The sequence below is a fragment of the Pseudomonas sp. LBUM1672 genome (assembly GCF_059695655.1).
The window spans coordinates 117,908-130,991 of sequence record NZ_CP166781.1 but is presented as its reverse complement, the minus strand read 5'-3'; the positions used below and the strand labels follow the sequence as shown (position 1 = coordinate 130,991).

Sequence of the window (13,084 nt, the reverse complement as noted above, 5' to 3'; positions counted from 1 at the left end):
CATTCAGCGACCGCACTTCCCTCTCCAACGTCTTGCCATCGATTGACCTTCCTCAAGCTCCATCAATACGCCAGCAAAGATGACGTCCGGGCGATAGCGGCGGCCGTGATTTACGCTCACTCTTGGGCTGCCAACGAATAATGAACGGGCGGCGCACCGCATTGGCGGTGCAGTCCTCGCACCAAGAACCTACGGAAGGAGTCTTGTCACGGGAAAGGAAGCACCGGCGTCAATCCCAGCCAACTTCCACCCCCTTGAAGCATTCAACGGAACAACTTTGAAAGTTGCTTTGAGTGAGGCATTCACTCTTCATTTGAATTTTGACGATACTTCGCCGAAAGGAGCAACTACGCCCAAATAAAACCGACAGTTATAGTTTTATTGGAACTTGTCGCGCGCGAGAAAGCTGAACTTGCAAATAATATAAAAATAACTTGCCCGACACTTTATTCGTGTATTAGTTTTTCTCCGCCACCAGTAAACACGGCACCAAAACGACTGCATCGCACTTAATGAGATCAATTTAATTGAGGCATTTGCTCGCCAATAAAAAACGTTAAACGACCGTCACTTATTGATCACAACATTCTTAACGGCACTTCAGATCACTTATAGGCCCGCTCATGAAAACGAATAAAGACCGCCTCAACCAGAAGAAAGCAGAACTTAGTGCGCACCCGATTTTCTCTGAAATACATTCACTCTCGGTACTTCAACGGTTCATGGAAACCCATGTCTTTGCAGTCTGGGATTTCATGTCGCTAACCAAACGCCTGCAACAGGAACTGACGTGCGTTCAACTGCCTTGGCTGCCACCGCGAGATCCGCAGGCCGCGCGTCTTATCAATGAGATCGTACTGGGTGAAGAGTCTGATGATCGTCCGGCCCAGGGTCATTACAGTCACTTCGAGTTGTACCTCGATGCAATGCGCGAAGTCGGGGCCAGCACGGTCGCCGTGGAACGCTTCGTGGCATTGCAACAAGAAGGCGTGAGTTATGACGTGGCGTTGCAAAGCGTTGACGTCGATCCGGCGGCCGCGCAATTCGTGCGGCACACCTTGCACACCGCGCTGCATGCACCAGGACACAGCGTCGCCGCGGCGTTTCTGCATGGTCGTGAGAGTGTCATTCCGCAGATGTTCCAGCGGATTCTCGACGACTGGGGCATCGGCATCGAGCAAGCGCCTACCTTCCGCTACTACCTGGAGCGGCACATCGAAGTCGATTCCGAGGACCACGGCCCGGCGGCAGAAAAGCTCCTGGCACGGCTGGTCAATGGCGATTCGCAACGCGAAGAAGACGTCTACGCCAGCGCCATCGCCGCCGTGGAAAGCCGCATCGCCCTGTGGGATGGCCTGCGCCTGAGCATGAGCGAACCGGTTGCAGAGGTGAACGCATGAACGCCGCCGACTACCAATCCTTCGCCGACGCCTGGGAAAGCCGAGCGACCATCCGCACACGGCCCCGGCGGGTGCTGGAAAACGACGACAAACTGATCTACCCGTTGAGCCGCCAGCCACTGGTGCTGAGCGAAACCTTCCTGCGTGAATGCCCGGAACAGCGGGACTTCGCGCTGGTGCAGACGCTCTACAAATTCATCAACGACGTGGTGATTTTCGAAACCGAGATCGTCGACAAGACCGCCCGCAGCATCGCCAAGAATCGCTTCGCCGTGGCGTTCCCGTTCGCCTGCCGCTATGACGCCATGACCGTGGTGGTGGACGAGGATTACCACGCGCTGGTGGCCATGGATTTCATGCAGCAGACCGTCGCCATGACCGGCATCACGCCGATCCGGCTGCCGGATGAAATCGAGCTGAGCCGGGCGATTCCGGCGGCCGTGGCCCTCGCACCGGAGCATTTGCGCAGCGCCGTGGAACTGATCTGCGTGGCCATCGCCGAGAACACTGTAACCGGCGATGTAGCAGCGTTTGCCAAGGACGACACGGTCAAACAATCGATCAAGGGCCTGATGGCCGACCACTTGCTCGACGAAGGCCGCCACTCCGGGTTCTGGTCACGCATGGTGCGCATCTATTGGCACACCGCGAGCGAAGACGACCGCCAGCTCATCGCGAAAATCCTGCCGGTGTTCATCGGCCATTACCTGACCAACGACATCCAGAAGTCCTTCGACTTTCGCTTGATCGAATCCTTGCAGATCAGCGACGCGACACGCCAGGCACTCAAGAACGAAATCTCGGGCATGGCCTTCCCGATCAATCGTCATCACCCGCTGGTCGCCAACATCGTGCGGTTTTTCCACAGCAGTTCGCTGCTGGATTCGCCGTGCGTGCAAGACGCCCTCAGCGACTACCTGGTTTAACGAGGAGAACATCATGAGACGTCTCGACATTCTGCTCATTGGGCACAGCCAGGCCTTGACCGACCTGGCGCTGGAACTTGAACAACAAGGTCATTCGCTGGTGCGGCTAGAGGCATTCGAGGAGGCGCCGTCGTTTGATCTGCTGATTGACGACGCCAGCCAGGCATTTTCAGTCCCGGGTGATGCGCCGCACCTGACGCTGCAACTGGGCGTCGGCGCGCCAGACATTACTGGGTTGCCGTCGATGGACCTGCTATGCATGCAGGGATCGACGCTGTTCACCCGCGTGCCGATTGCCGGTGAGCCCTCTGGCAACGGCCAGGCGTTGCGCCTGCGAGTGATGGCGGAACTGGTGGACCATGTCTCGCTGCTGGTCAGTCGATTCTCACGGGATGCCGAGTACTTTCTTCACGCTGAGCCGGCATCGACAGCCCATTTTGACCAAGTGGAAAATCTGCTGTTTTTAGAACGCCTGGCGTTCATCCATCAACTCAACAACACGGCTCAACCGTGGCTGCAAGAACTCGCCCGGATCCCGATGATCGAGCGCCTCGAACAGCGTTTCATCAAGTCAGCCAAACGCCCCGCGCTGAACATCGACGGCACCTCGCTGAGCTATCGGCAGATGCATGCTCACAGCCGCGCGATCCAGCAGCGATTGCTGCCGTTGCTCGCTCAGCATCAAGGACCGTTGGTGGTCGGGATTTGCCTGCCGAAATGCAGCGCGCTGTATGCGGGGATCCTGGCGATTCTGGGCAGCGGCGCGGTGTATTTGCCGCTGGAGCCGAGCCATCCGCTGCAACGTCAGCAGTACATCCTTTCGAATGCCGGGGCGGTGTTGTTGCTGCATGACGGCCAACATCCACTCGCCGATGAAATGCCGGCGCTGGACATCAGTTGCATCGACGTTGATGACGCGGACCGCAGCCAACCCCTGATGCGCCAGCGCCCCGACCTCGACGCGCCGTGCATGGCGCTCTACACCTCGGGCACCACCGGGCATCCCAAAGGCGTGTTGCTCAGCCAGGCCAACCTCGCGCACTTCACCGCGTGGTACGCCGACTATGTACAACTCACCGAGCACAGTCGAGCCTTGCAGTTTTCGTCGTTGAGTTTCGACTCGTCGCTGATCGACATCTTCCCAACCCTGCTTCAGGGCGCCGAACTGATCGTGCCCAGCGATGACCAGCGCCGTGATCCATTGCAACTGGTCGAGCTGATCCGCCATCAACGCCTCAGCCACGCCTTTTTGCCGCCGGCATTGTTGAGCATTCTGCCGCTGGATCAGCTGCAGGTCCTGGACCATGTGATGACCGGCGGCGATGTCTGCGAGCCCTACGTCATCGAACAGCTCACCCGTCAGGGCAACCTCTACAACCTCTATGGCCCGACCGAAGCCACGGTGCTGATCACCGCGCGTCAACTGCGCGCCAGCGACAACAACCGCACACTCGGGACGCCGATCGCCAACAGCCAGGTGCTGATTCTCGACGAGGCGTTTCAACCGGTGGCCGAGCAGACCGTCGGTGAGTTGTACATCGTCGGGCCGGGCGTGTGCCTGGGTTATCTGAACAATCCGCAGCAGACGGCCGAGCGTTACCTGGATTTGCACTTGCCGGACGGCCAGCGCCTGCGTGCCTACCGTACCGGCGACATGGCGAAGTGGACCCGCGGCGGAGTCGAGCTGTGCGGACGACGGGACAATCAGGTGAAGATCCGCGGCTTTCGTGTCGAGCCGGAAGAGATCGAACGCTGCCTGCGCGACAGCCAGTTGTACCGCCAAGTGGCGGTGGTCATCGACAGTCAGCGACGAATTCTGGCTTTCCTCGCGCAACCTCAGGAGGAACAACCAAGTGCCGCTCGCGAAAGCTTGAAGGCTCATGCGCTGCAGTTTTTACCGGACTACATGCAACCCATTGCCTGGACAGAACTGCCGAGCATGCCGTTCTCCAGCAACGGCAAGGTCGACCGCCAAGCGCTGCTGGCGATGCCGGTGAATGTGGCCGAAAACACCGCGCGGCGCTTGCCCGCCAGCGCCGACGAAGCGTTGTTGCTGGAGATCTGGGCCGAGCTGCTGGAGCTGCCGGCCAGCGATATTTCGACCGACGAAAGCTTCTTCAATCTGGGCGGCCATTCGATTCTGTTGTCGCGGATGCTGCTGCGATTGCGGGAGGAATTCGGTCGCAGCATCTCGATCAACCGCTTCATTGAATTGCCGACTATTGTGAAGCTGGCGACGTTGGTGCGTGGCTCTGGCACCGAGGAAGTCCTGAGTGTGCAGGCGCTGGCGGATGCCTTCCGTGAACTGGATATTCAGCCGCTGCCCATCAGCCACATGGGCAATGTGCACAAGGTGATCGTCACCGGCGCCAACAGTTTTGTCGGTGTGCACATCGTCGAGGCGTTGCTGGGGTGGGGAGCCACTGAAGTCGCTTGCCTAGTGCGCGATGGCGGCGGGCAATCGGCGGCCGAGCGCTTCGCCCACGCCTTGCGCGAGAATCGTCTGGAGCATCTGGACTTGAGCCGGGTGCAGGTTTACGCGGCGGACATTACGCGCCCGGCGTTGGGGCTCGATGCGCACGTTTACGAGCGCCTCGATCGAGAGTTCGGCGCGTTGGTGCACAACGCCGCCAACGTCAATCACGTGCTCGATTACGAGTCGCTGGCGCGGGACAACGTCGAGCCGATTTTCGAATGCCTTCGGCTGTGCGAAGGGCGCAGCAAGAAGATCTTCAATTTCGTCTCCACGCTCTCGGCGTCCAGCACGATTGCAGACGATGGCCGGGTGCTGGAATTACCCGCCGCGCAGACGCCGCCGATCTACATCAAGAACGGCTACAACCTGTCGAAATGGGTCGGCGAACGGATCCTTGAACGGGCGCGCGAGCGTGGGGTGCGGGTCAATCTCTATCGCCCCGGCAACATCAGTTTCAACAGCCTGACTGGCGTTTGTCAGCCGCACAAAAATCGTTTGATGTTGATGCTCAAAGGCTCGATCCAGCTCGGCCAGGTGCCGGAGTTCGCGCTGAATTTCGACTTGATGCCGGTGGACTTTCTCGCCCGCTTTATCGCCTTCCATGCCAGCCGTTATTCGCCTGAAAAAGCGGTGTTCAACCTGCACAACCCCGAGCCCCTGAGTTGGGACGATTACGTCGCGTCATTCCGTGAGGCCGGCCGGGAATTTTCAATGGTCAGCGTCGCCGACTGGCAGCAACAACTGGGCCGGGTCGACAGCGACAACGCGCTGTTCGGCGTGCTCGGTTTCTACCTGAACGGCTTCGAGGAAGACATCGGCGACATCTCGATGATCGGCCACGCCAACGCCCAGGCCGGCGTGCGGCAGATGGGCGCGCACTACCCGGAAAAATCCCCGGCGCTGCTGCGTCGCGGCTGCGACTACCTCAAAGAAATCAATTTCATCTGATTCACTCAACCGGAGCAAAACCATGAAAACCCTGCAACCCGATACCCTGATCAAAAACCCTGAAGGCTGCCACGTCGTGTCTTCGGTGGAAGTGCCGGCGGATGCCATGCAGGTCTGGGCGGTGGTCGGCAACTTTGCCGGATTCGATCAATTCATTCCGGCGCTGTCGCACATCGAGATGACAGGCGAAGGCGAGTCGTCGCTGCGCAAGAAATTCTTCAAGGATGGCAACCTGGTGGTCGAGCAACTCAACTCGCGGGATGACCAGGCATTGAACATGACGTGGACCACGATTTACAACACGCTGGGCGTGGCCAATCTGTGGGCGGCGATGAGTGTTGAACCGTTGGGTGCGAGCAAGTCGCGAGCGACCTGGACCATTATTGCCGAACCGGCACAGGGGGGTGATGAGGCGCTGCCGGGGTTCAAGGATTTTGTGCAGGGGTTTGCGGATGATGCGATGAACAATGTATTGAAGCTGTTTGTGTAGGGCTTTGGTTAAGCGGTGATTGTTGTACCGCTTTCGCGAGCAAGCCCGCTCCCACAGGTTGACCGATTTCCTTCTGAAGGAATGCGGTCGAATGTGGGAGCGGGCTTGCTCGCGAAGAACGATAACGTGGTAGAACGGGCCTTGATCAGATCTTGAAGCTATCCACCAACTGCTTCAACCGGTTCGCCTGCAACGACAACGCATCGCAATCCTTCAACGTTTCATTGAGGTTCGCCACGCTCTGCTGGTTCAGCAAGTTGATTTGGTTGACGTCGACGTTGAGGGTTTCCACCACCGCCGTCTGCTCTTCGGTCGCCGCAGCCACCGACTGGTTCATGCCGTCGATTTCGCCGATGCGCTGGGTCACGCTGACCAGTCGCAGGCCAGCCTGGTTCGCCACTTCGACGCTCTCTTCGCTGGAAACCTGACTCGCGTTCATGGTGGTCACCGCTTCGCGAGAACCGATCTGCAGCGAGGTGATCATCTTGTGGATCTCTTCCGCCGACTCTTGCGTGCGATGCGCCAGATTGCGCACCTCATCCGCCACCACCGCAAAACCACGGCCGGCTTCACCGGCACGTGCCGCTTCGATGGCGGCGTTGAGCGCGAGCAAGTTGGTCTGCTGGGAGATGCCTTTGATCACATCAAGAATGTGCCCGATGTTGTCAGTGCTGGCGTTCAGGGTTTCGATCTGGGTGCAGGACAGGCTGATTTTCTGCGACAGCTCGGTCATGGCCAGGATAGTTTTCTCCACCACCTGACGACCATCGTCCGCCTGCTCGCTCGCGCCGCTGGCATGCTGCGAAGCATCGGCAGCATTGCGCGCGATTTCCTGAGTGGCGGCACCCAGTTGGTTGATCGCCGCCGCCACGCTGTTGGTGCGTGCGCTTTGTTCGTCGGAACCGACGATCGAGGCGTTGGACGATGCCATCACTCGTTGCGACAAATCGTGGACCTGACGGGTCGCCGAGGACACTTCGGAAATGGAGGCGTGAATCCGCTCCACGAACTGGTTGAACGAACCGCCCAACTCACCGAACTCGTCTTTGCTTTCCACGGCCAGACGACGGGTCAGGTCGCCTTCACCTTGGGCGATGTCCTGCATCGCGCGGCCCATGGTGGTCAGGGGACGCATCAGCACGTTGATCAGCAGGCTCAGCAGCACGGCAATAACGCTCACGGCGATGAACATTGCGATCAGCGCGGAGGTGCGGAATTGGCTCAGTGGTGCGTAGGCCTTGTCCTTATCGATTGACAGACCGATGTACCACTCGGCATTTGGCAAACCGCTCACCGGGGTGAACGAGAGGATGCGGTCCTGATTGTTCAGGGTGACGTCCTGATTGCCCTTCTCGATGCGCACGCCAGCGTTCGGGTAAATGTCTTTCAGGTTTTTCATCACCTGGTCTTTGTCCGGGCTGACGATCACCTGACCGTCGGCGCTGACCAGGAACGCGTGGCCGATGCCACCGAAGTCCACCGAGTTGATGATCTTCACCAGGGTTTCCAGGCTCAGGTCACCGCCGACTACGCCGAGCAATTCACCGTTCTTTTTCACCGGCATGGCGATAGTCACCACCAAGCCACCGACCGCTGCCATGTACGGCGGCGTCAGCATGGTTTTGTCGGCAGCCACGGCTTGTTTGTACCAGGGACGCTGACGCGGATCGTAACCGTCCGGCATCTTCGCGTCGGGGCGTTGGGTGAACACGCCATTGGCTTGGCCAACGTAGGTGAACTGGAAGTTCGAGGTGAAGGCCGGCTGATCAACCAGGCCTGGAAGGTCCGCGTTGGCGCCTTGGTGAGCGACGTTCTGTGCGAGGTTTTCCAGGACCAGCACACGACCGCTCATCCAGTTCTGCACGCTGCTGGCGGTCAGGTCGCCGGCCTGCTGGACGGAGGACTCGAGGTTTTGCCGGATGGTGTTTCGCTGCAGATAGTCGTTGTACAAAGTGAACAACGCAAAAGCCAGCACCACGACGCCGGAGGCGGCCAGAAGGATTTTATGGCTGAATTTGAGATTCATTTCATGGGACTTCTTATGCAAAAAGTGGGGATGCGTTCCAGGTGCAACATTCCATGTAACAGCGCAGGCGGTATTCTTCGGCCGCGCTACTTTGGTGCACGCATGTCTCCCCAGTCTGTCGGCACCAGTCGGAGAAATCTTAGGGGTTTGTATGAAATGCCCGACATTCCCGCCGAACGGCGTGCCGTCTTGCGCGCGTAGCATTTGGAACACGAACTGGGGTGGCAGCGCGTGCAGTCCCTGCAAGCCGAGCTGAGCAGCAATCCGCGCGTCGTACCCGGTGCTCAAATCCCCTTCAACACCCTGGAAAACAGCGCCCAGGGATTGGGACGACGACAGGCTCTGAAGCTGTTGTCAGGTGCGTTGCTGGTAGGTTCGGCGGCATGGCTGGGAAAGGATGCGGTGGGTTGGCAACAGCGGACCGCCGACTAGTCACCGCCAAGGGGGAGCGACGGGGTTCCAATTGCCCGACGGCACCCGACTGGAGCTCGACACCGTCTGCGCGGTGGATCTCGATTACGCCGCGCAGCAACGGCTAATCAAACTGACGCGCGGCAAAATCATCGTGACCTGCGGCGGGATCGACGAAGCGTCTCCATTTGATCCACCGTTGCGTGTGTAAAGTGGTCACGCGGTGTATGAAGGCGTGGGCGCGCGGTTCATCCTGCGTCAGAACGATGACTGCACACGGCTCAGTGTCACCAGCGGCATCGTCGCGATTCATTCGCCACGGGTCGCTGAGGGTGAGCCGATTCGGAGGCAGGCCGGGCAGAGTTATTTAACCGACCACCACCAGGCGAAAGTGGCGGCGCCGCTGGATATGGATGCCGGCGCGTGGGTCGATGGCTTGATCGTCACTCGCAACATGCGCCTGAGGGAATTCCTCAATGAGGTCGCACGCTACCGGCACGGTTATCTGACGTGCTCATCGGACATTGCCGACTTGCGACTGTCCGGAGTCTTCCGCCTGGATAGCACCGATAAGCAGATGGCCATTCTGCCGCAAACCCTGCCCGTGCAGTTGCGCTATCGCACTCGCTGGTGGGTGACGCTGGAGCGGCAAGTCTGAATTATTTGTGGCGGGTTTTTCGTACAAGCCCGGCTTAGTCAATATGCGCGCCATCGGTAAGAATCTTCCTTGTCTCACTCCGGACACCTGCATTTCACGCCACGCCGTTCGCGCGGCGCTGTTCTCTACCACGCTGGGTGTCGACTTGTTGCCAACCGGCGCAAACTAGCGGGCGTCAGTCACCGGGTGTGCAGGGCGACTGTTCGGTCGATCAGGCGCTGAATCATTTGCTCAGTGCTTCGGGCCTGGAGGCCGTGAGCCAGTCTGGGGTAAAGCTTTTGGGGCTCCCAGAAAGACAAAACCCCTGTCTGCGTTAGCAGACAGGGGTTTCGGAATTCAATCTTGACGATGACCTACTCTCACATGGGGAAACCCCACACTACCATCGGCGATGCATCGTTTCACTGCTGAGTTCGGGATGGGATCAGGTGGTTCCAATGCTCTATGGTCGTCAAGAAATTCTGTGACCAGCCCATTACAGTCGTAACGTGCCAGCAAAATTGGTGACTTCTACTAAAACAAAACCCCTACCTGCATACGCAGATAGGGGTTTCGGAATTTAATCTTGACGATGACCTACTCTCACATGGGGAAACCCCACACTACCATCGGCGATGCATCGTTTCACTGCTGAGTTCGGGATGGGATCAGGTGGTTCCAATGCTCTATGGTCGTCAAGAAATTCGGTAGCCAGGTCGTGGGCCCTTGCGGGTTCACGCTCCAGCGAATGGGTATGTGACAGCTTGGTGTTTTGTGAGTATCTCGAACTTTCGGTTCGTTTCGTCTTCACACACCGCAATCTGGTGCTCTTTCGCCTTTGGGCTCGAAGCAAGCAAATTGCTTGGGTGTTATATGGTCAAGCCTCACGGGCAATTAGTATTGGTTAGCTCAACGCCTCACAGCGCTTACACACCCAACCTATCAACGTCGTAGTCTTCGACGGCCCTTCAGGGGACTCAAGGTCCCAGTGAGATCTCATCTTGAGGCTAGTTTCCCGCTTAGATGCTTTCAGCGGTTATCTATTCCGAACATAGCTACCCGGCAATGCCACTGGCGTGACAACCGGAACACCAGAGGTTCGTCCACTCCGGTCCTCTCGTACTAGGAGCAGCCCCTCTCAAATCTCAAACGTCCACGGCAGATAGGGACCGAACTGTCTCACGACGTTCTAAACCCAGCTCGCGTACCACTTTAAATGGCGAACAGCCATACCCTTGGGACCGGCTTCAGCCCCAGGATGTGATGAGCCGACATCGAGGTGCCAAACACCGCCGTCGATATGAACTCTTGGGCGGTATCAGCCTGTTATCCCCGGAGTACCTTTTATCCGTTGAGCGATGGCCCTTCCATACAGAACCACCGGATCACTAAGACCTACTTTCGTACCTGCTCGACGTGTCTGTCTCGCAGTCAAGCGCGCTTTTGCCTTTATACTCTACGACCGATTTCCGACCGGTCTGAGCGCACCTTCGTACTCCTCCGTTACTCTTTAGGAGGAGACCGCCCCAGTCAAACTACCCACCATACACTGTCCTCGATCCGGATAACGGACCTGAGTTAGAACCTCAAAGTTGCCAGGGTGGTATTTCAAGGTTGGCTCCACGCGAACTGGCGTCCACGCTTCAAAGCCTCCCACCTATCCTACACAAGCAAATTCAAAGTCCAGTGCAAAGCTATAGTAAAGGTTCACGGGGTCTTTCCGTCTAGCCGCGGATACACTGCATCTTCACAGCGATTTCAATTTCACTGAGTCTCGGGTGGAGACAGCGCCGCCATCGTTACGCCATTCGTGCAGGTCGGAACTTACCCGACAAGGAATTTCGCTACCTTAGGACCGTTATAGTTACGGCCGCCGTTTACCGGGGCTTCGATCAAGAGCTTCGCGTTAGCTAACCCCATCAATTAACCTTCCGGCACCGGGCAGGCGTCACACCCTATACGTCCACTTTCGTGTTTGCAGAGTGCTGTGTTTTTAATAAACAGTCGCAGCGGCCTGGTATCTTCGACCGGCATGGGCTTACGCAGTAAATGCTTCACCCTCACCGGCGCACCTTCTCCCGAAGTTACGGTGCCATTTTGCCTAGTTCCTTCACCCGAGTTCTCTCAAGCGCCTTGGTATTCTCTACCCAACCACCTGTGTCGGTTTGGGGTACGGTTCCTGGTTACCTGAAGCTTAGAAGCTTTTCTTGGAAGCATGGCATCAACCACTTCGTGTTCTAAAAGAACACTCGTCATCAGCTCTCGGCCTTAGAATCCCGGATTTACCTAAGATTCCAGCCTACCACCTTAAACTTGGACAACCAACGCCAAGCTGGCCTAGCCTTCTCCGTCCCTCCATCGCAATAACCAGAAGTACAGGAATATTAACCTGTTTTCCATCGACTACGCTTTTCAGCCTCGCCTTAGGGACCGACTAACCCTGCGTCGATTAACGTTGCGCAGGAAACCTTGGTCTTTCGGCGTGGGTGTTTTTCACACCCATTGTCGTTACTCATGTCAGCATTCGCACTTCTGATACCTCCAGCAAGCTTCTCAACTCACCTTCACAGGCTTACAGAACGCTCCTCTACCGCATCACCTAAGTGATACCCGTAGCTTCGGTGTATGGTTTGAGCCCCGTTACATCTTCCGCGCAGGCCGACTCGACTAGTGAGCTATTACGCTTTCTTTAAAGGGTGGCTGCTTCTAAGCCAACCTCCTAGCTGTCTAAGCCTTCCCACATCGTTTCCCACTTAACCATAACTTTGGGACCTTAGCTGACGGTCTGGGTTGTTTCCCTTTTCACGACGGACGTTAGCACCCGCCGTGTGTCTCCCATGCTCGGCACTTGTAGGTATTCGGAGTTTGCATCGGTTTGGTAAGTCGGGATGACCCCCTAGCCGAAACAGTGCTCTACCCCCTACAGTGATACATGAGGCGCTACCTAAATAGCTTTCGAGGAGAACCAGCTATCTCCGAGCTTGATTAGCCTTTCACTCCGATCCACAGGTCATCCGCTAACTTTTCAACGGTAGTCGGTTCGGTCCTCCAGTTAGTGTTACCCAACCTTCAACCTGCCCATGGATAGATCGCCCGGTTTCGGGTCTATTCCCAGCGACTAGACGCCCTATTAAGACTCGCTTTCGCTACGCCTCCCCTATTCGGTTAAGCTCGCCACTGAAAATAAGTCGCTGACCCATTATACAAAAGGTACGCAGTCACCCAACAAAGTGGGCTCCCACTGCTTGTACGCATACGGTTTCAGGATCTATTTCACTCCCCTCTCCGGGGTTCTTTTCGCCTTTCCCTCACGGTACTAGTTCACTATCGGTCAGTCAGTAGTATTTAGCCTTGGAGGATGGTCCCCCCATATTCAGACAAAGTTTCTCGTGCTCCGTCCTACTCGATTTCATGACCAAGAGATTTTCGCGTACAGGGCTATCACCCACTATGGCCGCACTTTCCAGAGCGTTCCGCTAATCTCAAAGCCACTTAAGGGCTAGTCCCCGTTCGCTCGCCACTACTAAGGGAATCTCGGTTGATTTCTTTTCCTCAGGGTACTTAGATGTTTCAGTTCCCCTGGTTCGCCTCTTAAGCCTATGTATTCAGCTTAAGATAACCATCTTATGATGGCTGGGTTCCCCCATTCAGACATCTCCGGATCAAAGTCTGTTTGCCGACTCCCCGAAGCTTTTCGCAGGCTACCACGTCTTTCATCGCCTCTGACTGCCAAGGCATCCACCGTATGCGCTTCTTCACTTGACCATATA

General features: G+C 57.2%; 6 protein-coding genes, 3 rRNA genes and 1 pseudogene. 6 read left to right on the top strand and 4 right to left on the bottom strand.

The features are described from left to right. Window positions 1–623 precede the first annotated feature (623 nt). Genes ACA053_RS00635 through ACA053_RS00620 form a run of 4 tightly spaced genes read left to right on the top strand, consistent with a single transcriptional unit; the run spans window position 624 to window position 6,240 of the window. Entirely contained in the window at window positions 624–1,400 is a 777-nt protein-coding gene (locus ACA053_RS00635; RefSeq protein ID WP_109627168.1) for a DUF3050 domain-containing protein, read from the top strand. After that, window positions 1,397–2,326 (top strand): diiron oxygenase, encoded by a 930-nt coding sequence (locus ACA053_RS00630; RefSeq protein WP_109627166.1) that lies wholly within the window; start codon window positions 1,397–1,399, stop codon window positions 2,324–2,326. The genes ACA053_RS00635 and ACA053_RS00630 overlap by 4 nt, the downstream gene beginning before the upstream one ends. A gap of 13 nt (window positions 2,327–2,339) precedes the next feature. Further along, window positions 2,340–5,750, top strand: coding sequence for a non-ribosomal peptide synthetase (locus tag ACA053_RS00625; RefSeq protein WP_497394323.1), 3,411 nt, complete (start codon window positions 2,340–2,342; stop codon window positions 5,748–5,750). A 22-nt stretch (window positions 5,751–5,772) separates the two neighbouring features. Continuing rightward, window positions 5,773–6,240, top strand: coding sequence for an SRPBCC family protein (locus tag ACA053_RS00620; RefSeq protein ID WP_497314809.1), 468 nt, complete (start codon window positions 5,773–5,775; stop codon window positions 6,238–6,240). A 145-nt stretch (window positions 6,241–6,385) separates the two neighbouring features. Here the strand turns inward: ACA053_RS00620 and ACA053_RS00615 are convergent, their stop codons facing one another. Further along, on the bottom strand, window positions 6,386–8,266 hold the full coding sequence (locus ACA053_RS00615; RefSeq protein WP_109627161.1) for a methyl-accepting chemotaxis protein: 1,881 nt from the start codon (window positions 8,264–8,266) through the stop codon (window positions 6,386–6,388). A 201-nt stretch (window positions 8,267–8,467) separates the two neighbouring features. Here ACA053_RS00615 and ACA053_RS00610 point away from each other — a divergent pair. Beyond that, window positions 8,468–9,335, top strand: a pseudogene (locus ACA053_RS00610) (FecR domain-containing protein); the annotation flags it as partial. Between the two features lie 137 nt (window positions 9,336–9,472). Then, window positions 9,473–9,652: an STN domain-containing protein gene (locus tag ACA053_RS00605; protein ID WP_497394322.1), complete on the top strand. Its 180-nt coding sequence runs from the start codon at window positions 9,473–9,475 to the stop codon at window positions 9,650–9,652. A gap of 23 nt (window positions 9,653–9,675) precedes the next feature. Here ACA053_RS00605 and rrf (ACA053_RS00600) read toward each other — a convergent pair. The 3 genes from rrf (ACA053_RS00600) to ACA053_RS00590 form a co-directional block, all read right to left on the bottom strand. Then, window positions 9,676–9,791, bottom strand: a 5S ribosomal RNA gene (gene rrf / locus ACA053_RS00600). A 107-nt stretch (window positions 9,792–9,898) separates the two neighbouring features. Next, a 5S ribosomal RNA gene (rrf, locus tag ACA053_RS00595) occupies window positions 9,899–10,014 on the bottom strand. A 173-nt stretch (window positions 10,015–10,187) separates the two neighbouring features. Next, window positions 10,188–13,079, bottom strand: a 23S ribosomal RNA gene (locus ACA053_RS00590). Window positions 13,080–13,084 lie beyond the last annotated feature (5 nt).